The following is a 26,995-nucleotide window of genomic DNA, read 5'->3' as shown; positions in this document are numbered from 1 at the left end:
ACTTTCTTCTCTATTCATAAATAAACGCACCGACGTTCCGGTAGCAGCAAAGTTATGTGTGGTATTGTCGCTTATGTAGGATACCGGGAAGCGTGTCCATTAGTACTAAAAGGGCTGAAACGGCTCGAATATCGGGGCTACGACAGTGCCGGTGTGGCGTTAATGAATGCCCATGGCTTAACCGTATTCAAGAAAAAAGGGAAAGTGGCCGCTCTGGAGCAGGAACTGGCGGGTAAAGACGTTCATTCCACCATCGGCATGGGACATACCCGCTGGGCTACCCACGGCGAACCCAACGATGTGAACGCCCACCCGCACTACTCCTTCCATCGGAAACTGGCCATTATCCATAATGGCATTATCGAGAACTATGCCGCCATCAAGCAGGCATTACTCAAAAAAGGCCACACCTTCAGCAGCGAAACCGATACGGAAGTGCTGGGCCAGTTTATCGAAGATATCTGGGAAAACAATGTCGGACCGTCGCACGGCGGCACCCTCGAAGAAGCCGTACGGCTGGCCTTGCAGGAAGTTGTGGGTGCCTACGCCATCGTGATCATGAACGAAACCGATCCAACCCAACTCATAGCGGCCCGCAAAGGCTCCCCGCTGGTTATCGGCGTTGGCGAGAACGAGTTTTTTCTGGCATCCGACGCCACGCCCATCGTCGAATACACAAAAGATGTTATTTACCTCAACGATTACGAAGTAGCCGTTATCAAAAATGGCGAATTGACCGTTGTGACGCTCGATAACACCACCACAACGCCTTATGTCCACAAAGTGGAGCTGGAGCTGGAAGCCATCGAAAAAGGCGGCTTCGACCATTTTATGCTCAAGGAAATTTTTGAGCAACCCCGCTCCATTGCCGACTCCATGCGTGGCCGCGTCAAAGCCGACGACGGTACGCTTCAGCTTGGTGGTTTGCGGGATTACCTGGACAAACTGGCCAAGTCAAAGCGGATCGTCATCATTGGCTGTGGTACGTCCTGGCATGCGGGTCTGGTAGCCGAATACATTTTTGAAGAATTGGCCCGCATTCCGGTCGAAGTGGAATACGCGTCGGAATTTCGGTATCGCAACCCCATCATCAAGGAGGGCGACATTGTGATCGCCATTTCGCAGTCGGGTGAAACCGCCGATACCCTGGCCGCCATTGAACTGGCCAAGTCGAAGGGGGCAACGATTTTTGGGGTTTGTAATGTCGTGGGCTCCTCCATTGCACGGGCAACCCACGCCGGTGCCTTTACCCACGCCGGACCCGAGATTGGGGTGGCCAGCACCAAGGCGTTTACGGCCCAGGTAACGGTGTTAACGTTGATGGCCCTGGCCGCAGCAAAGCGCAAAGGCACTATTTCCGACTCCCTGTTCCGGCAGTTGCTGGCGGAGCTGGAAAACATTCCGGCGAAGGTTGAGCGGGTGTTACAGGCGGCCGATAAGATCAAGGAGATCGCTTATATTTTCACCTACGCCCGCAACTTCATTTATCTGGGCCGGGGCCTGAATTTCCCCGTCGCACTAGAAGGGGCGCTGAAGCTGAAGGAAATCAGTTACATCCATGCGGAAGGCTATCCAGCCGCCGAAATGAAACACGGCCCCATTGCCCTCATCGACGAGGATATGCCCGTCGTGGTGATTGCTACGAAAGACAGCTCTTACGAAAAAGTAGTGTCGAATATTCAGGAAGTGAAAGCCCGCAAAGGCCGCGTCATTGCCATTACCACCGAGGGCGATACACACCTGCCCGGCATGGTCGATTTCACCATTGAAATCCCTAAAGTCCACGAGATTCTTGTGCCGCTGGTGTCGGTCGTTCCGTTGCAACTGCTGGCCTACGACATTGCCGTCATGCGCGGGCGTAATGTGGACCAGCCCCGGAATCTGGCTAAATCCGTAACCGTCGAATAAGTCGTATAAACTCACTATTCATTTTACTATAGCATGAAGAAAGCAGCCTTACTTTTCGGTCTATTTTGCCTGACGATCGGCGCAACGAACGCCCAAACCTTCAGAGGCCTCGACAAGACGCCCATGGACATGGCCTATTACCCGGACGATTATGCCCATGACCGGAAATTTGCCCCCGCCAAAATTGGCTCCGATAAGGCCATGGTTCGAATCATCTACAACCGACCGGCAAAAAATGGCCGGGAGATTTTTGGCAAGCTGGTTCCGTTCGACAAAGTGTGGCGGGCGGGTGCCAATGAAGCACCGGAGATCAAGTTTTACCAGGATGTGACGATTGGTGGCAAAAAAATACCGGCCGGAAGCTACGCCCTGCTGACCATCCCAACCGAAAAAGACTGGACGATCATCATCAGCTCTGATGTTGATCAGTGGGGTGCTTACAGCTACAATCCGGCCCTGGATGTAGCGCGGGTAACGGTGCCGGTGCAGAAGGCCGAAACCCCACTTGAAAACTTCTCGATCCAGTTCGCCAAGAAAGATGCCAAAACGACGACCATGTACATGGGCTGGGACACAACCGTAGTGGCGGTGCCCATTTCATTGCAGTAAATATGAATTCGTAGTGGCGTAAAAAGTCATGTAAAGCCGGTTACAATTAACCGGCTTTACATGACTTTTTTATTGTTGATAATGAGTCTCCTGCTTCTCTTTTTTTAATCGAACGACAATAGCGGGGTTTAACATGGTCAATGCATGGATAAAGGCTGTTTTATCCTTCGGCGAAACAAGCACACTATCGAATTTATTGTACCGGATCTCAAGTCTATCGATCGACGTTGCGGGTGAACTCTGCGGATTACGAGTCTCGTCAATCCCCTTAATTGTACTGATATTGAGCGACTTACTGAACAGAAATCCACTGCGAATAATCAGCATTTGTCCGTCGATCTGGTAATATGTCGTCAAAAACAAATGAGCAATAAACAGCGAGACGCTGATTATAATGAATAAGCCGGGCCAAACTCGATTATAAATCATCAGGGCGCCTGTCCCGCCCAGAATCAGGAAAAGCGGGATGGCCAATTCAAGTCCGATTTTTGATTTATACGTTGTCATTCTGTTAACCAGAACTAGTCAGTAACCCGTTTGTATTTTTCAACAATAACCCGGTCGATACCGAGTTTGTCAAGCTTTTCAACGCCTTTCTGAGTTAACGTGTCGTTGGCCACCTTAACCACGAATTTGAAGGTGTTGCCCTCCCACTGCTTATCGGTAAAATAATCCAGGTGCTCGGTGTAGACGCTATCGGTTAAGGTATATTTCCCGCCCCCTCCGCTGAACTCATTGGCGGACGAATCGTTTCCCGGTCTGAGTTTGTGATTCAGAAACGAGAAATGGTCTGCATTGATAATCTTGATCATTTTGTGGGTCGGATCGAAGGTCGAAAACGACGTATCTTTTTCCGTTGTGGTGGCCGAAACCAGCTCCCAGGTTCCGACGATTGGGCTGGATGTTTCTTTTGACTGGCACCCATACAACGCAACCAGACTCGCAATTAGAAAAGGTAACGGTTTACAGTTCATCGTTTATTTTCTGGTCAATTTAAGTTAAGTGAATGGGTCGATTTCATCAATGACTTATACCAAAAATTGCTTCGCGTAAAGGCCAAACACAAAATAGCCACCTCCAATGATAAGTAGTGGGGCCGCAATGGCTAGTAAAATAATGGCCCACTGAAAAGCGCCAAAATACGTTAACACGAGCGCATTTTCGGGGTCGTTCGTTTGGTAGATAAGCGTCGCTTTGTCGCCTACTGCCCAATCTGGTGGAGAGCTTGCTACGCTGTATGCATACTTTATTTCTTTACCGGTGATCGTAACAAATTTAAAAATAGGCCTGTAGGTGTATCTCCCTTTTTTTCCTCTTTCCGGTCGTAGCTCATTAACTGTCGCACTGGTGCGGTTACCTGTTTTAATAAACTCCATAGACGCATTGAGCAGATACAAAGAGCCCAGAAGGCAGGCAACACCAAGGAGCAACGTAATTAAGTATCCCATTCAATTTGCGTTTAAGGCCCATTTACTAAACTAACTGGCTTGTGCCCTACCTACAGAAGTCAGTTGTGGGTAGAGTTAATCAAGACGTCCAGCCACTTGGTTTTCCGTTAGCTTATTCCGCTCTAAGATAAGGCATTTGATGGGTTGCTGTTCTTCGACATATCGCTTACCTGGACCTGCACTTATCGAACGGTCAAGATAATACGTATGCAGGATAATGATAGACTAGACTGGCCCGGTTCACTATCTTACTTGAGCGCAACGCATTCAACAGAAATGAGAATACCAGCCGGAAAGGGCATGACCTGGGGCGTGCTCCGGGCTGGCGGATTTTCGGGAAAGAATTCCTGATAAACTTTATTGATTATACTAAAGTCATTTCCGGCAACCATAAAGACGGTGGTCTTTATAATTTTTTCTAAACTACTACCCGCTTCGTTCAATACCGTTTTAATATTTAGAAAGCATTGCCTTGTCTGATCCTCAAAATCATCCGAAACAATCAGGCCTGTAGCCGGATCAAGCCCTGGCATTCCCGAAAGGAAAATAAGCTTGTCGGCTATAACTGCCTGCGGAAAAGCCTGAGACATTCTCGCCACTTTAGTGGTGTTGAAATTGGTTTTATCAGCCATTGGTAAGGAATTTAAAAGTGAGTACTCGTTCAGGTATTCCGTATGATAATAGCAACCCGCTCATTAAACCCGTCTCGGTTTATCTACTTTCGGCCTTTATTCTGTCAATTAAAACTTGTATACGATGCTTAGTCTACTATTCATGCGGTCTGACAACAGATCGATTAACTCCTCATCCATGAATTCGTAGTCATCAGGAATATCCAACACCTCGATCGGAGGCTGCTCCAAATGCCTGAAGTGCTCCCAAATTCTGGCTCGTTGTCCCGCATTCATAACAAAGACTAAATCTGCCCAATTCAAGTCATTTTCTGTAATCTTGTGGTCACTTTGTGGACTGAGGCCAGCCGAACGGATGTTGAAACGATCGTCATTTTTAAAAATGTGCTCTGCGGTTCTGCTTCGCTTTTTATTGCGTCCACAAACGACAAGTATATTAGGTCGTTGAATCATTCTTTTTGTATAGACATACAGACGCTCAATTTGTCGCTTATAAGCCGCCTGATTAAGTCGTTTATTATATCACACGAAACCCTTCCCGGAGTAACGGCCTACTTTACCTCTTGCTACGCCGTCGTAGGCGACCCACCCTGACATCCTTCGGACTAGCGCCAACGCCTGACTTCGGAACGGGCTCCCTGTTACCGGGAAGAATGGCAGCACGAAGCAAATTAATTAATAGTATCCCTGCGACTTATTTCCGCCTGAATGTTTTTTAGTGTTTTTGAATACCTTGAACCAACCAGCAAACCAGAAAGCAGCAGACCAAAAGTAAGAAACACACTTCCTTTATGTGTAGCCGACCAAACAGCAATGCCAACCAACGCACCTATGAACAGAGCCATTAGAATTTTTTGTGATTTTATTTTTTTCTCTTCTGCCACTAATTCGTCAAGTGTCATCATGGAATAGTCTTTATTTGAAAGCATAATGATAAGTAGGGTAAGGAAATTGACTACATCAGGTCATTATTGTGGCACTCAGAGGTTGACATGGAAGCTCAGCCTTGCCTATTCGGAACGTTTCCTGTGTCAGCCGTAACCTGCCTTTACCCCGGGCGGCCCTTCGCCAAGAGGCTGGCAAACATGCGTTGCTTTTTGTTATTTACCTAACACCAATGAGAGTTGATTTGGGTACACAATCAAACTGAACACACGCACCTAAACCTTTACACACTCATCATGTTGGACTGCTGTCTTTCCCTGGGAACGGGCTTCTTGTCGACGGAAAGCTGACCCAAGCGGAGAGTTTTAGTTTTGCTTAACTTTTAGCTTTTCTTGAGAAAGCATCCAAAGCGCAAACGATACACCTATACTTACCACAATCGAGCTGGTCAAGATGACCGAAACCTCGACAACGAACAGAGATAATCTTACTCCGCCTAAGCCTTTCAAAATAATGGGCGGGTGATTAAAGGCATCAACCAATGTTTGCCAAGTACTGGATAGAAAAAAAATGGCAAATCCCACCGCAAATATGGGGATCATTTTGACTGTATATCTCAGGAATGTTGACTGTCTCATAGCCCATTACAGATTGTTAAAATATGTATTGCGAGGCTATTACTTATGTCGCTCGTAGCCTGCCTTTTAAACCTAAATTGCTCAACTCAAGCGTTTCCACTGTCAGCCAGAACCCGGAAATTCGACACTAAATTTGCTAATGAGACGTGCGGCCTGTCGCAGATAAACCGCCCTTGACCCTCATTTTGGACCCGCCACCCAACACCCACAGGGGTTGATGGTCGATAACGCTACGTGCCTGAACACAAATCACTTCCAACCTTTACACCCCTGTTTGATTGGGCTGACCCGCTTGCTTCGGGACGTGTGGCTTGTCGCAAGGCAACTTACCATGTTGAGCTATCTAAAAAGGTAGTTCTTCCCAACTTGATTTAGTGCTCTCATAATCTTTAGTTTTAGGAATCTTATCTTCAATCTTGTTAATAAATTTAACCATGTTTGTAACATTATTAAATATTAGAATACTTTCGTCATAGTTCAACACAGGATTGTCATGTGCAAAGCTCCTGTTGTTTCTAATATCATTGAAAGATTGAATTATAGAAATCGAATATATTAGAATCTTCTCTGCCATCTCTGACTCAATCATCTGATTAGTTCTGATATACTTCACATACTTACCAAAAACAGCGTTCAAAGATTCTTCTTTACTGAAAAATATACCGTGTTGCTCGCATAAGGTTCTGATTAACTTCATAACGTAAGTATGTAGTCGGTCTAAGGCATTTTCCGGTTCATTTTTTTCTATACTTTCTCTAATTGATTTCGCTATAGAATTAAAATCCTTGTCTGCATTAATTGCCTGTATCGCATCAATATCTTCAACTACTGATTCACCCTTTAATGTACTTGCAGCCTTAAGGCACCTATCAACTAAATCTTTATGAGGTAGTTCGGATAAGCCAGAAAGACTATTAGATTTTTGTGGCTTATCCTTTGCGATTAACACTAGCTCATATATTAAATTTCCTACAACATGATTTGGCTCTAACTCCCAAAACGTTCTGAGTCTGTTAGCCTTGGAAGTTCCTACGGCTTCATATTTTTCATCATTTATATCTTTTTCAACGACATCATGAACAAAGCTCCTAAAGGTGGTGTCACTAAAATCCAAAACATATCCACCGCCCATTTGTAGAAGCTTCTCTAAATCTTGCTTATCACGGTAATTAATTTTAGCCATATGTGTTCGTAAAATCTTGTTTCAGCCATACCTGTCAGGTGCTGTCCTGTCGACCGAAACCAGCCTAATCTATCAAAGCCCGAATTACGGAGCATTCTCTCTGTCAGCAGAAACCCCGAAATAGAAGTCATAAAGCCTGACTGTCGGAAAGTGCGCCTTGTCACAGGTGACCTGGCAAACACGCACTGCTTTTAGCGCACCACCCAACGACCCCGAGGGCTGATGGATTTGAACACCACTCAAGACAACAGACGTAGTGTCAACCTTTACACCCTCGCCAGGTTGGGCTACGAAGTATCCTTCAGGACGTGCATCTTGTCAGCGGAAGCCTGATCATATAGAGCGATCAATACTAACAAATCCTTACCTCAACGTACACATTTGAATGAAGTCAAGGCCTAACTGCGTTATGAATAGTTCTTCACTCTCTTCTAGATTAGAAATTTCCTGTGAGTCGTAATATCCAGTTCTTGCTACAACATACACTTGGGGCAATCCATACTTAACTAAACCCAAACGAACTATATTTGCTATCTCAGCCTCAGATAAATAGAAACTTCTCCTTGCTCTTCTAATATCTTCACTTCTGAATTCCGCAATATGTTCTAAAAAAGTAGCCTCTTCGTAAGTTATCTGAGAAAGGATAAAAGAATAAATATTGGATAATCTAACTGCTGTCGAACTAGCAGAATTTGCTAAAAGGGCAGCCCACTTATCTTGTAACTTTTCATCTTCTTCCAAAGATGCAGATTCTAGTAAAGGAGTTAATATTTTCAATGGTATTTGTTTTACATTAATCTTTTTCTCTTCAATATATTTTTGAGCTTTGAGAACAGTATTTAATTGGTTTTTAAATCTCCAATACTTTATCTGATCGCTAACTAGAAGGCCAAGTTCTTCTACTGAAGGTTGGACTAATTTTTGCAAAAACTCTTTTGCAATATCAAGACCCTTTTCAATGGCAGTCGAAGAGATATCAACTTTAGTTAATCCTTGCTTCTCTTGCATTGATGTTAATCGATTATGGTAAATATACTAAATTTTAAGCCGAATAGGTAATGCTATTTTGCTACACATGGCCAAGAGTCATGTCGCCGGAAGATACCCCGCCTGTTAAAGCTTGACTCATTGGGCGGTTATTTTGTCAACAGGAGCCGCCCAATGAGCTAATAGCCGCTTAATCGGCGCGTTTCTTGTGTCGCAGACCCGCTCGAAATGGACGTTTAAAACCCTCATTCGAGCCAGTCGGCTTGTCGACCGGATGCTGGACTTTGAATCGCTGGCTTGTTGGCATCACCCAACATAGTATTGTACGCAAAGTCGCGGAACTAAAACTAGCTGATAATCAACGAAAAATAGTTCTGCAGCAGTCTCTTTGCGAAACAAATCAATACCCGCTAGTTGCAAAGAAGCCTGTTTGCCGTGAGACCTACTAACACCCATTTCGCCAATTGACTAAACGGTATATATTCTTTATAAAATTAGATTACATCGCTGCCGGTTTTATTTACCCGTTAGAACCGGCAGCTTTATACGTCAACGAAGTAACCACGTTGAATTAACTCACTACTCCCCCGGATGGTACGTTCGCTCCACGTGCTGCTTCACATCTTCGGGGTAAAACAGCACGTCTTTGAACTTGCCCACTGTGTAGAGCGGGGCCTGGTCGGTGAAGTGCTTCATGCCGGGTTTGCTGCTCTGTCCACCCGTAACTACCGAACGGGCTTTTACGCGCTTGCCAAACTCAACGACGGCCACAAAGCTATTTCCCACGCTCCCGTATCGCTTTTTGGTGCCGGGATACGTCTTCGCGGCAAAAGCCGCCAGCGAGCCCCAGGCCGAAGACGTGAAGGCAACCGGAAGGCTGGGCTTCTGATCGTCGTAGGTTTCCTGAATCTTGCCAGTCAGGCGCTGGTACCGGTTGATGTCGCCCCAGGGTGTTTTCCAGGTGCCGAAGTCGCGGGTAAGCTCGGTCAGTACCTCCGCCAGCGCCGTCACTTTCTCCTGCGGACTGGTGCTGCTGATGGTGAAAGCGGTCAGGCTCAGGTTATCAAATCGCTGGTCGCCAGCGGCCCGGCTACGCGCCAGACGCTGTATCTTTTCGCCCCAGTAAATGGCCAGCGTTTGCCCAATCGAGGTGGCCCCATAGGCCTTGTCCCACGCTTGCAGCACCTGAATGGCTTCGGTCAGGTCTTTGCTCTGATTTTTGGCATCGCCCGAAACCGTCTGATAGGCGGTCAACAAAGCCGGAAGCAACTCATCGAAAGCTGTTAAGTGCGGATCGTTGGCGGCTGCAATCAGCGTATCGAGCGTAAACACCGTTTTGTGGCTCAACACGCGAACGGCATTGATGCCCCGGTAATTCTGAGCATCAGGTGCCATATAAGCCGGATATTTGCTTTTGTCAGGACTGCTGCTGCCCGACACCGTAAACGGCGTTGCATTGCAGTTCTGAATCCAGCCGGTCGCCGGGTTCCGCACTTGCACGATCTCATCGACCGAGTGTAATCCTTTCCAGTCTGTTTCGGGATTGCTGCCATCAACAGGTTGTTCCCAATCGAACTTAGGGTCGCGTTTCGGCATGAAGTTACCGTGCCAGTAGGCGATGGTCCCGTCGCGGTCGGCAAAAATCGTGTTGTTGGAGGCATTGCCGTTTAGTTTCATCACCTCTTTAAAGCTGGCGTAGTTCGTTGCTTTGGTCCGCAGGTACGATTGCGACAGCGCGTTCAACGGCGTGTTCATCATGTCGATGGCAATCCATTTGCCGTCTTTTTCGCCCGCAATGGGGCCATGCTGCGTGAAGTACATCGTAAATTCCTTGTACTGTATTCCCGACGCCGTCTTATACGGAAGCCTGACCTTCTGCGTACGCACCGGTTTCAGTTCGCTGCCATGCTTGTAATACAGTACGTTTCCTTTTTTCTCAATCGTTTCCAGGTATTCGTCCATCGAATCGGCGTAGCTGGTGGTATGCATCCAGCCACAGTTTTCGTTGAAGCCCTGATAGATGAAAAATTGCCCCCACGTAACAGCCCCGTAGGCGTTCAGCCCCGCCTGACTAACCATGTGCACCTCCGACCGGAAATAGAACGATGTATGCGGATTGATCAACAGCAACGCATTTTTGGTCGCGCTTTTGGCCGGGGCAATCGCAAACCCATTCGACCCAACGGACTCGCGCTCGTAATGGTCGACACGATTGATCCAGGAAGTTGACTTCCGCTGTTCGTAAAACGCTTTGAGCCGTTCCGTCGAGACAACGCTGATATTGCCACCGATGCTGCCTTCGCTGAACATCAGCGGCATCCAGGGCTGAAAGCGTTTGAGCAGTTTCGGTTTAACGTCCGGATGGGTATAGAGGTAATAATTGGTGCCATCGGCAAAGGCATCCAGCAGTTTCTTCATCCAGAGCGGGCTTTTTTTATAGATGGCAATGGCCTGCGTCGAATCCAGAAACAGACGCGCCCGTAAATCCTGGTACAGCGCCGATTCGCCTTCTACTTCAGCCAGTCGGCCGATTGACGTAATGTAGTTTTCCTCCACCCGGTCAAAGTCATCTTCACATTGAGTGAATAGAAGGCCAAAAATGACGTCAGCATCTGTTTTGCCGTAGATATGCGGAACGCCCCAAGTATCCCGCGTAATCGTTACCTGTTTGGCCTGTTGCTGCCAGCGGGTAATCTCGGCTTTCGTAACGGATTGGGCCTGTAGTGCGTGACTCGTCAACAGGACAAATAAACTTAAAATGAAGCTAATTGGCTGTACTCTGGAACGATGCATAGGTTGGTGATGTAAGGTCTGAGATTGGGTGAGTAATTGGTCCGAATCAAGTTTACTGACCAAGGGCAACAAACCGTTTAGGCGCTGTCCGATGGTGAGTTTGTCGCTCGTAGCCGTACACTAACCGAATAAGTGTTGGCTCGTCGAAAATTCGGCCCAGAAACTGAATACCAGCGGGCAAGTCGCCGGTGGTGTAGCCCATGGGAATGGTAAAGGCGGGCTGGCCCGTGCTGGGAGCAATCAATTGGCTATTGTCTCCTTTGTAGCCTTTGGCATCCCCAACCAGCGCGGGCGGATAGTTCCAGCTTGGGTAAACCAGCGCATTGACCTTGAGCCGGTTCATTTCGGTCTCGATTGCCTTTCGGTAGGCGATTCTCAGCGGGTCCGTAAACGCATCACCACAGGGAATTTCGGGATGATTCGCCCGACCGGAATGGGTATTCTGGTTCACGAGCCGGTCCCGAACAAGGTCCGAATACCCACCGACGCGGATAATATCATCCAGCGTTTTCAGTGTATCCCGCTTCACGAACGTCCGGAGATACGTTTCCACATCGGCTTTAAATTCCGAGCACCATTGGTTGGCGCGCAGGGAATCAAAATTCGGAATCGTGACATCCACGATCTGAGCACCGGCACGGGTCATGTCGGCCAACGCCTGATCAAAAAGCTGCTTGATTTCCGGGTGAATGTTCTTGTCGACAAGCTGACGCATGACACCAATCCGCGCCCCTTTCAAGCCATCTTTCCGTAAGAACTGGGTGTAATTTTTGGGTACTTTCCCCTGGCTATTTTTGGTAATTGGGTCTTTAGGATCATAACCCGCCGTAACGGCAAGCAGCCGCACGGCATCGGCCACCGTCCGGCACATGGGCCCACCTACATCATTGCGGGTATAGAGCGGAATGATTCCGTACCGGCTTACCAGCCCCAGCGACGTTCGAAAACCAACCAGCGCGTTGTGCGACGATGGCCCCCGAATGGAATTGCCCGTATCCGATCCCAGGCCAACCGCCCCGAAGTTGGCGGCTACGGCAGCGGCCGTCCCCCCACTCGATCCGGCGGGGACATAGGCCAGATTATAGGGGTTTAGGGTTTCACCCGCCATCGAACTTTGCGAATGCATAGGCGTAAATGCCCATTCGGCCATGTTCGACTTGGCCAGCACAATAGCGCCCGCTTCCCGCAACGTCCGGACCTGGTAAGCATCCTCAGTTGGCACGAACCCCTTTAGGGCGATTGAGCCGCCCGTTGTTTGCAGGCCTTTGGTATTGAAGTTATCCTTCACAATGACCGGGATGCCATGTAAAGGACGCAGCTTGCCCGTTTTCCGAAATTCAGCATCCAGGGCGCGGGCCGTGGCAATGACTTCGGGATTCACCAGAATAATCGAGTTCAGTTTCGTTGGCTGGTCGTAGGTTTGAATACGTTCCAGATACGCTTTCACGAGTTGTTCGCTGGTCAGCGAGCCATTTCGGAAGGCCCGATGAATATCGCTGATGGTGGTTTCGACGATCTCGAATTTCGGTGCAGCCTCTAATTTGGCTTTGGGCTGTGCCTGCGCCGGAAACAACCAGCCCAGTTGGAATAGGAGCAAAAAAATCGAGACAGTTAAGCTCGATATAGGACGAATAAACGTTGGCATACAGGTTGTGAGGAAGTGTACTTCTATGGCAAAAGTAGTATTTCCTGATAGGAATAAGCCTATATTATAGACAAGTCAGCCTTAATTATATTGGCAATACCATAGTTAGCAAAATAATAGTGTATTGCGGTGTGACGTATCGATCCATCTATTTTTTCATCCTCGGGCAACCCTTTTACTAAACCCGGCATTTCTGTCGCTGAAACCAATCGAAACTATGTCAAAGCAGCTCGTCGAACAGTGCCAGCAAGGTAACGCCTTCGCTCAGAAACGGCTGTTCGATCAGTTTGCGAATCGGTTGTTTCGTGTCAGTCTGCGTTATGTGCGGCATGAGCCTGAGGCCGAAGAAGTGCTGATGAATGGCTTTTTGAAAGCTTTTCGGGGCATCGGTGATTTCTCCTATCGCGACGATAACGGTCTGGAAGCGTGGCTCCGACGCATTGTGGTCAACGAAGCGCTGCAATTTCTGCGCGCCAACAAACACCTGCCGCTTTTCCGGGCCGATGAAGAAACCGAATCCCAGCCCGACCCCGCTCCGCTGCCTGATGCGGGACTGGATGCCGAACGGATTTACGCCCTCATTCGGGAACTACCAACGGGATACCGAACCGTATTCAACCTCTATGCCATTGAAGGCTATACCCACCGCGAGATTGCCGACCAGTTACGCATCTCCGAAAACACCTCGAAATCACAATTGAGCAAAGCACGTGCGCTGTTGCAAACCTGGTTAACCAAACACGGCTATGAAGCAGAAATCCGACGAATCTCCTGACCAGTGGGTGCGGCAGACACTCAGCCAACTGCCCGATGCGCCCCCGCCGGGTTCGTCTTTCAACCCGGACCAGCTGTGGGCGAAACTACGCCCTGAACTTCAACCCGTTTCTGCTGCCCGGTCGAAAGCCAGGTCAATGTGGTGGCTGGCGGCCGCCTGTGTAGCCGCGTTGAGCGTTGGCTGGCTCTGGTTAATTCATCAATCGGCTTCTGAACCTACCGTTGCTGTTGCCCATAAAACGTCTCCCAAAACCCAGGCACCGGCTCAGGAACGTTCCGGCTCAACTCGGGCGGATGCACCAGACAGGCTAAAACGTGTAGCTTCGGGAGCCGGGCGACCTCATCCTGACCTGCACACGCACATCACTCAGAAAACAAAATTAGAACTTGTAACCACAGCACCTGTAGCCACCTCAACAGCCTTGCCAACGCCCGACGACGTGTCAGCCCTGGTCGAAACGCCTGCCGTTGTTGACAAATTCCCAGCTTCAGCCGTGCCGAAAGTAGCCCGGGTGAAGCCTAAACGACGCTTTCAGGTCGTTCACGAAAACGAACTCCGGGCCGAAGAAGAAGCCCAGCCGAAACTCTACCGCCCTGACCATTTTGTTCGGTTGGGCAGCGGGCAAGTAGAGGAACCTAGGCCGGAAGCAGGCCGTCCGGCATTGATCATGTCTCTAACGAACAAACCAAACCAATAATCATGCGTCTATTTTGTCTGATTACTGTGTTCCTGCTGAGCATAGTCGGGATTGCTATATCTCAGTCATCCACTCCCCACTTAACCGAGCTGAGCGCCAAACGGAAGTTTGTGGGCCTTAGTCACATCGAAGTTGATTTAGGTCAGCGCAACACATTGATCGTGGGGTTCAACCGATACGTGCAGGTGCAGGCCCGGAAAAATATCGACTCGGTTTTACGTCTTTTTGTAGCCAATTACCTGGTGGTGGAGGATACGACCCAAAGTCCTACCCGAGCAACGCATGCGCTGTTTCGACTTGGCGAAACCGATCGGGCACTGGCCCTGCGCTACACGCCCCAGCAAACAACCAATTTCCGCTTTCGGGACGACGACAAGCCCGTTGAAGTAAAAACCCAACAGGATACGCTCCAGATCATCTGGACGTCAGCCACCACACAGGCCATCCCCACTGATTTCAGTATCTATTTATTAGTCAACAGCCTGCACGATATTGAGCGTCTGCTTCGTGCGGGTGGTATCAATCGAAAGCTGCAAACAGCGCTCGAAGCGGTGCAACAGTACAAAGTCCATAACCTGACCAGTCCCAGGCTGGCCTATACCCTGCTTCAGGGAGAAGATGGAAAGAGCAACGTTGTGCAACCGGGCCTGATCGGCAGCCCATTCCTCAATATACAGCCCAGCATTGGCGTGGGATTGATTCGCAACCAATGGGTGCCCTCCTTTAACTTGTTCGTTAGCCTGATCCCCAGTCGCTTTCAACGGCTGGGCTATGGCATCGGGTACACGTCGAATTTCTTTTTTAACCAATCAACTAGCGATGGTAGTTTTCAGGTATTCAGAAATGATTTTCTGAGCGCCGGTATCACGATTTACGGTCGCAAAAAAGATAGTCAGTCCACAACGTTCGAGCGAGAGGTGGCTTCATTTTATGTGGGCATGCCCGTTCATCGGAGGGGATCTTACTTCGAGGCTAACACCATTCGGTTGGGCGGCACAGCCTATAACAATGGCCTGTTTAAAGTACAGCCTGAGATTTATATGGATGGGTTTTTCAAGAAAGTATATCCCGGATTGCGACTGGTTGTCGGCTTCTGATTTTGTTATCGTTAGTCCTTTGTTGTCAGCGGGTTATTGTGTATATTTACTTCCCCAATTTACAACAAACAACCATACTAATGAGCCGGGTTTTGGTGTCAAGATCATCGCCCGGCAACTCAATCTGCATGAAAAAAGGACGCTCAAATCCAAGTCAACTCCAAATTGATTTTCTGGCGGCTTTCCGCCAAATGCTGATCAGTCTTGGTAACTCAGAAAACCTGCCCGTCAACGAAAGTTTGTTTATGCGGATGACGGACCAGTGGGAGAATACACGCGCGATGCCCGCTGACCTGTTGTTTACCAAAAGCCCAATCGAAGCCATCGTTTTCCGGCTCCAAAAAGCCGACCTGGAGGGCGAAACCGGCCGCCTGCGCTTTCCGTCAGAACTCATTGCCGGTGAAATTCGCGGGGAGAAAGGCCTGACCGGTTTCTCCGCCAAGTTTCGGGAACAGGGCTGGATTATCTTACCGGCGGAGTTGTCGGCCATGTACAAAAATCTGTTTCTGAATATTCTGGCGGCTTCCATCGGCCTTGAATACCTCTATCCCGTTCGGAAGGACTTACTGGCCGAAGCGGAACGTGTTGCGCTGGCCGCTATGTTGCCCGAAGCCGAAGTGCGTAAGTTTTTTGGCCTGCGCCTGTCGCGTTTCCCCGACAGTTTCCGCAGTGAAGTAGCCAATTATTTCAATCTTCCTTTCGATTATGTGCTGAAACGGGCCAATCACCTGGGTATGGTATCGGAACAGGTTATTGAAGAGTCCCGGAATGCTACCCAACCGCTACGCTCGACGGTATTACGCCGGCCGCAAAGCAGTCGGGCCGCTTAATTATTCGTCAATAACGCCGTTTTTCGAAGTCGTTTGGATACATCTGTATCCAAACGGCTTTTTTCATAGGCGCCTGTCTAACACAGCCACTAACCAGCTTAAGAGCAACCCCATTCTAATAAAATCCCCTATTTATCAGCCTCTTAGGTATAACACCCCTATAGCATATCGTCTCTATAGAGTAGTAAAAGCTACTTTCATCATGGAGAGCTTAGGCTCATTTTATCTTATTGCTATATAGTTTATTATTAAAAAAAGAATATTAACAGAAGAAGACCAGTTGACAACTTATTATTTGGAAGTCCCGTCAATAACTTACTGTTTTGCATAACCTATTAGTTCAATAGACTATAAGTACTAATAGTCTATCTACAACCGGGAGAATAGGGAGTATATCAAAAATCAATACCTACTATATCGCAACGCAGCTTGAACAGGCCGGAATAGAGCCTTACTTCCTAACGCACTAAGCAGTTGCCACCAACCACAATGACCACGATTACAAGTAGTATGAGACAAGTTTTAAATTCGGTTTTTTTTATAGGCGTACTTCTTCTACCCCTATTTGTAGTAGCGCAAAATCCACCCGTGATCAATTCGACGGTATCCGGAAAAGTTATTGATGCGCGCACAAAAGAATTCTTAATTGGTGCTACGGTAACCATCAAAGGCACAACGAACGGCAGCGTTACCGATATAAATGGCCAGTTCAATCTGCTCACTGGCCAGAAACTTCCCTTCGTTGTTGTCGTTTCGTTTGTCGGTTATCAGACCAAAGAAATTAGTATAAGTGATAACAACATAGATATTCAGCTTGAAGAAGGAGCCAATCAACTGGCCGATGTCGTCATTACCTCCCGGCGTCGGCAGGAGTCGGCACAGGACGTTCCTATTCCAATCTCCGTGGTTAGTGGCAACCGGGCCGAAGATGCGGGCGCGTTCAACGTGAACCGGTTGAAAGAATTGGTGCCAACCGTTCAGTTATATGCCTCCAATGCTCGAAATACAACCCTTAATATCCGTGGCTTAGGTTCTACCTTCGGGTTAACGAACGATGGTATTGATCCAGGTGTCGGATTTTATGTAGACGGCGTTTACTACGCTCGTCCGGCAGCTACGGCGCTCGATTTCATCGACATTGAGCAGGTAGAAGTGTTAAGAGGTCCCCAGGGAACGCTATATGGCAAAAATACAACCGCTGGTGCGTTTAATATTACAACGCGGCCTGCCGGTTTCACCCCAAGCGGAACGTTTGAACTGAGTTATGGTAATTACGGCTATATCCAGGCCAAAGGGTCACTTACAGGGCCACTGAGTAAAAAGCTTGCCGCCAGAGTATCGTTTACCGGTACGCAACGGAACGGGACCTTTTTCAACGTACATACCCAGTTGCCGATCAACGACATCAACAACATCGGGGTGCGGGCCCAACTCCTGTATACACCAAACGATAATGTACGAATTACCCTGATCGGCGACGTTTCGGAGCAGAAGCCAAATGGATACGGGTGGCCAGTAGCGGGTGTTGTTCCCACCAAACGAGCTGCTTATCGTCAATTCAATGCCATTATTGCTGATTTAAATTACAAACTACCCTATTCAAGCGCGTTTGAACGGATCGTTGACCTGGATACGCCTTCCAAAGCGGATAACAACCTGGGTGGCGTATCGTTGAATGCGGACATCAAATTGGGCAACGGTACGCTAACCTCGACAACGGCCTGGCGTCACTGGCAGTGGACCCCGTTGAATGACCGTGACTACATTGGCTTACCCGTTTTTACAATTTCGTCGGGCAACTCGGTTCATGATCAGTGGTCGCAGGAAATACGGTACTCCGGTAAAATTTCACCCCGATTGAGCGGTGTCGTTGGCTTGTTCGGGCTGTGGCAGGATTTAAAATCAGACCCCGTTCAGACCGAAGAAGCGGGTTCTGCTCAATGGCGTTTTGCGCAAAGTTCAACCAGCCCCCTCTGGAAAACGCCGGGCCTGTTCGATAACTTCGGTATTCGCACAACCAACAGAATCCAGAGCACAGGGTTGGCGGCCTTTGGCCAACTCGACTGGGCGATTACAAACAGTTTCCACGTGTTACCAGGTGTCCGGTATAATTACGACAAGAAAGTAGCCAATTACAAACGGGAAACCTATGGAGGTCTGCAAACGACCGATCCAGCTCTGTTAGCCTTAAAAAACGCAGTTTATACGAATCAGGCGTTCGATACGGACGTATCGGAGGGTAACTTCTCCGGACAGGTCACGCTACAATACAGAGCCGGGCGGGCAGTCAATGCCTTCGGAACGTATGCTATCAGCTATAAACCTGTCGGGATTAACATTGGCGGATTACCAACGGCCAATGGACAGACCTTGCTTGACCTGGCCCGCGTGAAGCCCGAGCATGTGAACCACGTCGAGTTTGGCCTGAAAACAAAACCATCGCCCAACTCTACCCTGAATCTCGTCGTTTATAACACAGACATCAAGGACTTTCAGACACAGGTACAAACGCCTGAGCCGGGCGTTAACAGGGGTTATCTAGCCAATGCCGAGAAAGTACGGGTAATGGGGGTTGAGGTAGACGGAAACGTGCGGGTTGCCAATCGGTTAACCCTAAATGCAGCCGTTGCCTATACGGATGGCAAGTATGTTTCCTTTAAGAATGCGCCGGTGCCGCTTGAAGAAACGGGTGGCGAACAGGCTTTCAAAGATATTTCGGGGGGCGTATTACCGGGTATCTCAAAATGGTCGGGTTCTGTCGGTGGTGAAGTAACTGCCAGAGGCAATCTCATCAGTTTAAAAGGCAATTACTTTTTTGGTTTGGATGCCTTCTATCGCTCGTCGTTTTCGTCGAGTCCATCACCGTCAAAATATCTGAATATTGATGGTTACTCCCTGGTAAACAGCCGGTTGGGATTCAGAGCTTCGACTGGAATATCGATTTTCATCTGGGCCAGAAATCTTTTCAATACTAACTATTATGAGCAGTTGCTGGCAGCTCCAGGCAGCGCAGGCCATTATGCCGGTATTGTCGGTGATCCCAGAACCTACGGTGTTACGTTACGCTACACGTTTTAGCCGTATTAGGAGCGATTAACAGCCCCCAAAACGAGTAGCATACACTAGAGTCAGTACCAGATTGTAAGTTATTGAAGTTATAAAAGCTGTTTACGCTAATTTCATTTAGCGTAAACAGCTTTTATACGTTTAGCCTGTTTATATCCAACTTTTAAGCACAATCAACCTATGAAACATTTCTTTTTACTTTTACTTTTCTCATTAACGGGCCTTAGCCAGGGCTGGGCACAAACCAACCTTGCAGGCATTGTTACTGACGAAAGTAATCAGCCCATGGCGGGTGTAACCGTTATTATCCGAGGTACAAACACAGGCACCATTACCCAGGCCAACGGGCAATTTTCTTTACAAACCAATGAATCACTCCCTCTTACTATCAGTGTGTCGTTTATTGGCTACAAACGGGAAGATGTGGCCGTTCGGGGAAATAACTTCCGGAGTATCACGGTTAAGCTAAGTGAAGAAGCGATCCTGACCGATGAAGTCGTGGTATCGGCGAGTCGTGTACCGGAAGACATTCAGAAAGCGGCTGTAACGGTCGAAAAGCTCGGCGCACGGCAGTTTCAGCAGTCACCGGCGGCAAGTCCCTTCGATGCGCTTCAGAACGTAAAAGGGGTTGATCTGCTAACCCAGAGCCTGACGTTCAAATCAGTGAACTTACGTGGTTTTGGGGCTAATAATAACAACCGGTTTCTTCAACTTACCGACGGCATGGACAATCGCTCACCTGGCCTGGGGTTTGGCTTTGGCAATGTGGCGGGTATTTCTGATTTAGATGTCGAGAGTATCGAATTGATTCCAGGGGCTTCATCAGCTCTTTATGGCCCGGATGCGCTACAGGGCCTGATGCTAACCTCCAGCAAGAACCCGTTCACCTACCAGGGGCTGAGCGCCCAGGTAAAAGTAGGGGCAAACAACGTTGGGAAAGGCGATTTCGGCCCGAAAGGATACGGCGATATAGCCATTCGATATGCCAAACAACTGGGAACCCGGTTTGCCTTCAAGGTAAATTTCCAGCGTCTTAGCGGCACGGATTTTATTGCGGATGACTACAGTGATCGGTCAACGCGAGCACGCGCCAATTTTTTCACGACCGACCCTAGTCAGGGCGGCATTGCTACCGGTATCGGGTATGTACCTAATAATAATCCGAATACAAATTTTGAGTATGACGGCGTCAACATTTACGGTGATGACATCAACGCCGGTGGTGCTTACACCTTCCCCAAGGATTACGCCAACGTTCTGTTGCAAGGCAAATTGGTAACCCGCACGGGCTACACGGAACTGGATGTATTGGGCAACAACGGCAAAGTATTTAATAACCGGGCCAATGTTTCCCTGCATTATAAACTGCCGGGTAATATCGAAGCCTCCCTTGGCTGGTATTATGGTAATGGCAACTTTATCCGAACCGCCGGTTTCCGCGAATATTTCCCTGATTACAAACGCCATCAGTTTAAAGCCGAGCTACGGGGTGATAATTTCTTTGTGCGCGCCTACACCACCCAGCAGCAGGCCGAAGGCTGGAACATCGGCCAAACGGCTACCGCCATTAACAATAGCTGGAAATCGTTGAACCAGTGGGCCACCGAGTTTGGCCAGGTCTACATCGATAACAAATTTGGCATCAGTGAATCCCGCGCCACGGCCGACCGTGGCCGTTATCTACCAGGCTCCGCCCAGTTCGATGCCGTTCGGGATGCGTACGCGAATACGTACAACACTGATTTTATTCCCGGCTCAACCACCGCAAAAGGAACCCGTTTCCGGGATAATTCAGCGTTGTGGCATTATGAAGGCATGTACAACTTCACAAAACTGCTAAACAATACGGTTGAGCTGCTGGCAGGAGGCAGCCTTCGCCATTATGGCATCAATACCGGCGGTACAGCCATTACACTGAAGGCCGATGGTTCAGAATACACCATCAACGAATATGGAGCCTATGTTCAGGCCGCCAAAGAAGTAAAAGTAGGCACACGACTAACGGTGAAACCAACCCTGGCCGTCCGCTATGACAAGAACCAGTATTTTAAAGGTGGGGTCACTCCCCGCGCATCGGCAGTTGTTAGTGTTGGACCTCATAATTTTCGGGGCTCTTGGCAATCAGCGTTCCGAAACCCATCACCGGGCCAATTATTTGCCGTTCCGGCGGCTGGTAAAGGGGGCGATGTGGGCGGCTCACAACTTGCCGCTGAATCGGCCGGCCTTTTCACTAACCCGGCTTATGTCGATAGTGACGTGAAGGATTTCACGGCTGGACGTATTACCGAAGCACAGCTCCGCAGCCGGGCCTACAATCCGGCCAACTTCACAACAGAAAAAATAAAGACATGGGAAGTTGGTTACAAGACTTTGATTCAGAATAAGTTTTATGTCGATGCCTTTTACTTCCACAGCAAATACACCGATTTTATTGCCGCACAGAGTTTCTACCAGCCTACCAATGGCCAAATCGCTGACTTTTCGACGAATGCCTATCGTACGCTGCAAATCAATTTTAACAACTATAACGAGATTTTCGTGGATGGCTGGGGCATCGGCTCGGAATATGGCTTAGGGCGCGGGTTCACGATTAGCGGGAACTATACCTATCAGGTAGGAACCGTAACCTTACGTGACGCCCAGGGAAACGTTGTGAACGACAATGCCGGAGTGCCCATCGTGAAACGAAAAATGAGCAATCCCGAAGTATCACAAAAGGGGCGTAACTTCTTCATATCGCCCGAGAATCGGTATAACCTGACCCTCAGCAACGCCCGCCTTACCGACCGGCTCGGTGCCACGCTGACCTATCGCTGGACGGATAAAATGTGGGTAGAACAAGGCACGACAGCGGGCGACATCTGGCTACCCTCCTGGACAAGCCTCGATGCGCAGGTGTCGTATAAAGTGCCCACGTTTAAATCAATCGTTAAACTAGGTGGCACAAATATTTTGAATCAGTATTATGCACAAGGGTACGGATTGGCCCGCATTGGCGGCTTGTATTATTTGAGTATCACGTTCGATGAGTTGATACGGTAGTAACATAAATGTATGCTGTTTACGCGCTTTGAGCTTTACAACCTTGGCAAAATAAGGATTACCAAATGTATGGCCGAGTCATACATCAAGCCGATGTTCAACCATCGCTTCTGAGTTCTTCAAATTCATTGACGCTACAGAACCAAACAGTACAGCTTCGAAACACTGATCCGACAACAGCGCTCATTAACCTTTCCGTTGGGCTGGTCTAGAAAAGAAGGCATCATACTGTTGATAGGTAAGTGTGTGCAGACTGATACAAAAAAAGCCCCGGCCATTTCTGACCGGGGCTTTTTCATAATCTGTATTCGTCGACGGTTAAACCGTAGCTTTCTTTTTACTGCGAGCGTATTGTTCGCGTGATTCGGTAATCGTTTCCAGTTCCTCTTTCGAGCCAACAATCGCCGTTTGGTAGCGACGAAGGCCTGTACCGGCAGGAATCAGGTGACCAACGATTACGTTCTCTTTCAAGCCATCGAGTACGTCACGTTTACCGCGAATCGAGGCTTCGCTCAACACTTTCGTCGTTTCCTGGAAGGAAGCGGCCGAGATGAAGCTATCCGTACCCAGCGACGACTGTGTGATACCCATCAGCGTTGGCTGCGAAACGGCGGCCATCGCATCACGAACGGTCACAAGGGCCATATCACGACGTTTCAGACCGGAGTTCTCATCCCGTAACTGACGGCTTGTAACGATCTGTCCTGGCTTAACGTTTGGCGAATCGCCAGCGTCCATAACCACTTTAGCGTCAAGAACTTTGTCGTTCTCTTCGCGGAAAGACCACTTATCCACAACCTGACCTTCAAGGAAGTTGGTATCGCCCGAGTCGATAATTTCAACTTTCTGCATCATCTGCCGAACAATGGCTTCGATGTGCTTATCGTTGATTTTCACCCCTTGCAGACGGTACACTTCCTGAATTTCATTTACCAGGTATTCCTGAACGGCCGTCGGTCCTTTGATGGCCAGAATGTCGCTTGGTGTAATCGCACCATCCGACAACGGAGCACCAGCCCGTACGAAGTCATTATCCTGTACCAGGATGAACTTCGACAGAGGAACAAGGTACTTCTTCTTGGTACCATCTCTCGACTCGATGAAGATCTCGCGGTTACCCCGTTTGATTGCACCGTAGGTTACAACGCCATCGATTTCGCTAACCACAGCTGGATTCGATGGGTTACGTGCTTCGAACAATTCCGTTACCCGTGGCAGACCACCCGTGATGTCACGCGTTTTACCGACGTTACGTGGAATCTTCGCCAATGGCTGACCCGCTTTAATTTTCTGGCCTTCTTTCACGACCAGACGAGACCCAACAGGTAAGTTGTAGCTCTTCTGTAACGGTCCACCGTCGTTATCGGGCAAGTGCAACGTTAAGGTCGTTGTGCCTTGAACAACAATGGCCGGGTTCTTGGCTTTATCGCGGCTTTCGATGATCACTTTCTCCTGGAAGCCAGTCTGTTCATCGAATTCTTCGCGATAGGTGATACCATCTTCAATCGCATCAAAGTTCAGCGTACCGGTCAATTCAGACAGGATAACGGCATTATAAGGATCCCAGGCGCAAATGTCGTCGCCTTTTTTCACCATATCACCATCTTTAACCCGCAGGAATGCACCATATGGTACGTTGTTGCTGATGAGTACGACGCTCCGGTCACTTGGGTTGACAATCCGGACTTCACCCGAGCGACCCATTACGATCGTTTGTGGGTTGCCTTCGTTATCTTCCGATTGAACCGTCCGCATTTCTTCGAACTCGATCAGACCATCGAACTTCGCTTTGATCGAGGCATCAACAGCAATGTTGGAAGCCGTACCACCTACGTGGAATGTACGAAGCGTTAACTGCGTACCTGGCTCACCAATCGACTGCGAGGCAATTACACCTACTGCTTCACCGATATCTACCATGCGACCGGATGCCAGGTTGCGGCCATAACACTTGGCGCAAACACCCTGACGCGATTCGCAAGTCAGTACCGAACGAATTTCGACGGTTTCGATGCTCGTTTCATCGATGTGAGCAGCAACTTCTTCGGTTACCAGCTCACCCGAGGCTACGATCAATTCTTTCGTGAGCGGATCATAAATATCATGAACCGTGGTACGGCCCAAAATACGCTCTGACAGTGGCTCAACGATGTCTTCGTTGTCTTTCAGCGCTGACACTTGCAGGCCGCGAAGCGTACCACAATCGTCTTCACTGATGATAACATCCTGGGCTACGTCGTGCAGACGGCGGGTCAGGTAACCGGCATCAGCCGTTTTCAGAGCCGTATCGGCCAGACCTTTCCGCGCACCGTGGGTCGAGATAAAGTACTCCAATACGTCGAGACCTTCTTTGAAGTTCGACAGAATCGGGTTTTCGATGATCTCACCAACCGAACCCTGCAGGTTTTTCTGAGGCTTGGCCATCAGACCACGCATACCACCCAACTGACGAATCTGCTCACGCGAACCACGGGCTCCCGAGTGCATCATCATGTAAATTGAGTTGAAACCGCCCTGATCCGCTTCGAGTTGCTTCATCAGCGTCTCGGTCAGACGGGAGTTTACGCGCGTCCAGATGTCAATAACCTGGTTGTAGCGTTCGTTCTCCGTGATCAGACCCATCAGGTAGTTATCCCAAACGGCCTGTACTTCCGCTTTCGCTTCGTCAACGAGGCCCTGTTTGGCTTCAGGAATCATGATGTCGCTCAAGCCGATGGACAGACCACCTTTAAACGCCATCTGGAAACCTAGCTCTTTGATTTCGTCAAGGAACTGGGCCGTCCGGGCACCGCCCGAAATTTTAAAGATAAGGGCAATAATTTGCTGAAGTTTTTTCTTCGTCAGCAGCTCATTTATGTACCCAACCTCTTCAGGAACAGCCTGGTTAAATAATAACCGACCCGCAACCGTGTCAATGATTTTATAAACCAGATCGCCATTTTCGTCCCGGACTTTCACCCGACACTTAATGTTGGCGTGCTTGGATACACGACCTTCATTGATACCGATGATTACCTCTTCGGTGCCGTAGAACGTCATGCCTTCACCAACAATAGGATATTCAGGAATGCTCTTCCGACCTTTCGTTACGTAATACAGACCCAATACCATGTCCTGAGATGGTACCGTAATAGGGGCACCGTTGGCAGGGTTCAGGATATTGTGCGACGCCAGCATCAGCAGCGACGCTTCAAGCACAGCTTCCTGGCCCAGCGGCACGTGAACGGCCATCTGGTCACCGTCAAAGTCAGCGTTGAAGGCGGTACAAACAAGTGGGTGCAACTGAATAGCTTTACCCTCGATCAGTTTTGGCTGGAATGCCTGGATACCAAGACGGTGAAGCGTTGGAGCCCGGTTCAACAGAACAGGGTGACCTTTCAGTACATTTTCCAAAATGTCCCAGATTACAGGGTCTTTCCGGTCAACGATTTTCTTGGCCGACTTCACGGTTTTAACGATACCCCGCTCAATCAGTTTGCGAATAACAAACGGCTTGAATAATTCAGCCGCCATGTCTTTCGGCAGACCACACTCGTGGAGCTTCAATTCAGGACCAACGACGATAACCGAACGACCTGAGTAATCGACACGCTTACCGAGCAGGTTTTGCCGGAAACGGCCCTGCTTACCTTTCAGCATGTCGGACAGGGACTTCAGCGCCCGGTTACCTTCCGAACGAACGGCGTTTACCTTGCGTGAGTTGTCGAACAGCGAATCGACAGCTTCCTGTAACATCCGTTTTTCATTGCGGAGAATTACTTCGGGAGCCTTGATTTCGATCAGGCGTTTCAGTCGGTTGTTCCGGATGATAACCCGACGATACAGGTCATTCAAATCAGACGTAGCAAAACGACCGCCGTCCAGGGGGACGAGTGGGCGCAGTTCGGGTGGAATAACCGGTACCATCTTGATCACCATCCACTCGGGGCGGTTCTCAATACGGCCATTGGCTTCCCGGAATGCTTCCACGACTTTAAGCCGTTTCAGTGCTTCCGCTTTCCGTTGTTGCGATGTATCCGTGGCAGCCGCGTGACGCAGTGAGTACGACAGTTCGTCCAACTCTACCCGCGACAGCAACATCTCAAGCGCTTCAGCCCCCATCTTCGCGATGAATTTGTTTGGGTCTTTATCGTCCAGATGCTGGTTGTTACCCGGCAGTTTGTCAATAATATCCAGATACTCGTCTTCGGTTAGGAAGTCGAGCTGGTTGATACCATCTTCAGCTTTTACGCCAGGCTGCACCACCACGTACCGTTCGTAGTAAATAACCTGATCGAGTTTTTTGGTCGAAAGGCCCAGCAGATAGCCAATTTTGTTAGGCAAGCTGCGGAAATACCAGATATGCGCAACAGGCACCACCAGTTCGATGTGACCCATACGCTCCCGGCGTACCTTTTTCTCGGTTACTTCAACACCACAACGGTCGCAGATAATGCCTTTATAGCGAATCCGCTTGTATTTGCCGCAATGACATTCCCAGTCCTTTACAGGCCCGAAAATGCGCTCGCAAAACAAGCCGCCCATTTCGGGTTTGTAAGTCCGGTAGTTGATCGTCTCCGGCTGTGTTACCTCGCCGTAGGAACTCTCCAAAATAGACTCCGGCGATGCCAGACTGATCGTCACGCTGGCAAAGTCGCTGTTGAGCTTTTTGTTCTTTTTGAACGACATTGGTTGGAGATTATAGTAGTTAAAAAGAGCAGTCTGTAGTTTGTAGTTTGAAATTCGTAGTTGGCTGACGCCAGAATAACTACATATGTCAA

20 protein-coding genes are annotated in these 26,995 nt (G+C 48.9%); 8 read left to right on the top strand and 12 right to left on the bottom strand.

Going from position 1 to position 26,995, the window contains the following annotated elements:
- The first annotated feature begins 54 nt into the window (after positions 1 to 54).
- Together glmS and ACYVAM_RS06645 are read left to right on the top strand one after the other, a co-directional pair.
- Entirely contained in the window at positions 55 to 1,908 is a 1,854-nt protein-coding gene (glmS, locus tag ACYVAM_RS06650; RefSeq protein ID WP_461065166.1) for a glutamine--fructose-6-phosphate transaminase (isomerizing), read from the top strand.
- A gap of 33 nt (positions 1,909 to 1,941) precedes the next feature.
- Complete coding sequence (locus tag ACYVAM_RS06645) at positions 1,942 to 2,517, top strand: DUF2911 domain-containing protein (protein ID WP_461065164.1); 576 nt, start codon at positions 1,942 to 1,944, stop codon at positions 2,515 to 2,517.
- Positions 2,518 to 2,586: 69 nt separating this feature from the next.
- Here the strand turns inward: ACYVAM_RS06645 and ACYVAM_RS06640 are convergent, their stop codons facing one another.
- The 11 genes from ACYVAM_RS06640 to ACYVAM_RS06590 form a co-directional block, all read right to left on the bottom strand.
- Positions 2,587 to 3,024, bottom strand: a complete 438-nt coding sequence (locus ACYVAM_RS06640; RefSeq protein ID WP_461065162.1) for a PH domain-containing protein — start codon at positions 3,022 to 3,024, stop codon at positions 2,587 to 2,589.
- A 14-nt stretch (positions 3,025 to 3,038) separates the two neighbouring features.
- The gene (locus ACYVAM_RS06635) at positions 3,039 to 3,491 is read right to left on the bottom strand and encodes a lipocalin-like domain-containing protein (protein WP_461065160.1); all 453 of its coding nucleotides are present in this window, start codon (positions 3,489 to 3,491) and stop codon (positions 3,039 to 3,041) included.
- A gap of 54 nt (positions 3,492 to 3,545) precedes the next feature.
- The gene (locus ACYVAM_RS06630; RefSeq protein ID WP_461065158.1) at positions 3,546 to 3,965 is read right to left on the bottom strand and encodes a DUF3592 domain-containing protein; all 420 of its coding nucleotides are present in this window, start codon (positions 3,963 to 3,965) and stop codon (positions 3,546 to 3,548) included.
- 248 nt (positions 3,966 to 4,213) lie between these two features.
- Positions 4,214 to 4,597: a RidA family protein gene (locus tag ACYVAM_RS06625; RefSeq protein WP_461065156.1), complete on the bottom strand. Its 384-nt coding sequence runs from the start codon at positions 4,595 to 4,597 to the stop codon at positions 4,214 to 4,216.
- A gap of 108 nt (positions 4,598 to 4,705) precedes the next feature.
- Positions 4,706 to 5,050: a low molecular weight protein tyrosine phosphatase family protein gene (locus ACYVAM_RS06620; protein ID WP_461065154.1), complete on the bottom strand. Its 345-nt coding sequence runs from the start codon at positions 5,048 to 5,050 to the stop codon at positions 4,706 to 4,708.
- A 218-nt stretch (positions 5,051 to 5,268) separates the two neighbouring features.
- Positions 5,269 to 5,526, bottom strand: a complete 258-nt coding sequence (locus ACYVAM_RS06615; protein ID WP_461065152.1) for a hypothetical protein — start codon at positions 5,524 to 5,526, stop codon at positions 5,269 to 5,271.
- Positions 5,527 to 5,847: 321 nt separating this feature from the next.
- Complete coding sequence (locus ACYVAM_RS06610; RefSeq protein WP_461065150.1) at positions 5,848 to 6,120, bottom strand: hypothetical protein; 273 nt, start codon at positions 6,118 to 6,120, stop codon at positions 5,848 to 5,850.
- 343 nt (positions 6,121 to 6,463) lie between these two features.
- Entirely contained in the window at positions 6,464 to 7,303 is an 840-nt protein-coding gene (locus tag ACYVAM_RS06605) for an abortive infection family protein (protein WP_461065148.1), read from the bottom strand.
- Between the two features lie 363 nt (positions 7,304 to 7,666).
- A complete protein-coding gene (locus ACYVAM_RS06600) occupies positions 7,667 to 8,311 on the bottom strand; it encodes an Abi-alpha family protein (protein WP_461065146.1) in 645 nt (214 codons plus the stop codon).
- Positions 8,312 to 8,869: 558 nt separating this feature from the next.
- Complete coding sequence (locus ACYVAM_RS06595; RefSeq protein WP_461065144.1) at positions 8,870 to 11,083, bottom strand: penicillin acylase family protein; 2,214 nt, start codon at positions 11,081 to 11,083, stop codon at positions 8,870 to 8,872.
- 52 nt (positions 11,084 to 11,135) lie between these two features.
- Positions 11,136 to 12,728 (bottom strand): amidase, encoded by a 1,593-nt coding sequence (locus tag ACYVAM_RS06590; RefSeq protein ID WP_461065142.1) that lies wholly within the window; start codon positions 12,726 to 12,728, stop codon positions 11,136 to 11,138.
- A 217-nt stretch (positions 12,729 to 12,945) separates the two neighbouring features.
- On the opposite strand from ACYVAM_RS06590, the gene ACYVAM_RS06585 reads away from it, so the two are divergent.
- The 6 genes from ACYVAM_RS06585 (at position 12,946) to ACYVAM_RS06560 (ending at position 22,235) form a co-directional block, all read left to right on the top strand.
- Positions 12,946 to 13,503, top strand: a complete 558-nt coding sequence (locus tag ACYVAM_RS06585; RefSeq protein WP_461065140.1) for an RNA polymerase sigma factor — start codon at positions 12,946 to 12,948, stop codon at positions 13,501 to 13,503.
- Positions 13,475 to 14,200 carry a hypothetical protein gene (locus tag ACYVAM_RS06580; RefSeq protein WP_461065138.1) on the top strand — a complete coding sequence of 242 codons (726 nt, stop codon included), beginning with the start codon at positions 13,475 to 13,477 and terminating at the stop codon, positions 14,198 to 14,200. The genes ACYVAM_RS06585 and ACYVAM_RS06580 overlap by 29 nt, the downstream gene beginning before the upstream one ends.
- A gap of 2 nt (positions 14,201 to 14,202) precedes the next feature.
- Positions 14,203 to 15,297: a hypothetical protein gene (locus tag ACYVAM_RS06575; RefSeq protein WP_461065136.1), complete on the top strand. Its 1,095-nt coding sequence runs from the start codon at positions 14,203 to 14,205 to the stop codon at positions 15,295 to 15,297.
- A 128-nt stretch (positions 15,298 to 15,425) separates the two neighbouring features.
- The gene (locus ACYVAM_RS06570; protein ID WP_461065134.1) at positions 15,426 to 16,127 is read left to right on the top strand and encodes a hypothetical protein; all 702 of its coding nucleotides are present in this window, start codon (positions 15,426 to 15,428) and stop codon (positions 16,125 to 16,127) included.
- Positions 16,128 to 16,637: 510 nt separating this feature from the next.
- Positions 16,638 to 19,205, top strand: coding sequence for a TonB-dependent receptor (locus tag ACYVAM_RS06565; protein ID WP_461065132.1), 2,568 nt, complete (start codon positions 16,638 to 16,640; stop codon positions 19,203 to 19,205).
- A 168-nt stretch (positions 19,206 to 19,373) separates the two neighbouring features.
- Positions 19,374 to 22,235, top strand: a complete 2,862-nt coding sequence (locus ACYVAM_RS06560; protein WP_461065130.1) for a TonB-dependent receptor — start codon at positions 19,374 to 19,376, stop codon at positions 22,233 to 22,235.
- Between the two features lie 318 nt (positions 22,236 to 22,553).
- Here ACYVAM_RS06560 and rpoC read toward each other — a convergent pair whose 3' ends face one another.
- On the bottom strand, positions 22,554 to 26,903 hold the full coding sequence (gene rpoC, locus ACYVAM_RS06555) for a DNA-directed RNA polymerase subunit beta' (protein WP_461065128.1): 4,350 nt from the start codon (positions 26,901 to 26,903) through the stop codon (positions 22,554 to 22,556).
- Between the last annotated feature and the right edge of the window lie 92 nt (positions 26,904 to 26,995).

The sequence above is a fragment of the Spirosoma horti genome, assembly GCF_054776595.1.
The sequence above is the reverse complement of the archived record's forward strand: the minus strand, read 5'-3'. Positions and strand labels throughout refer to the sequence as shown.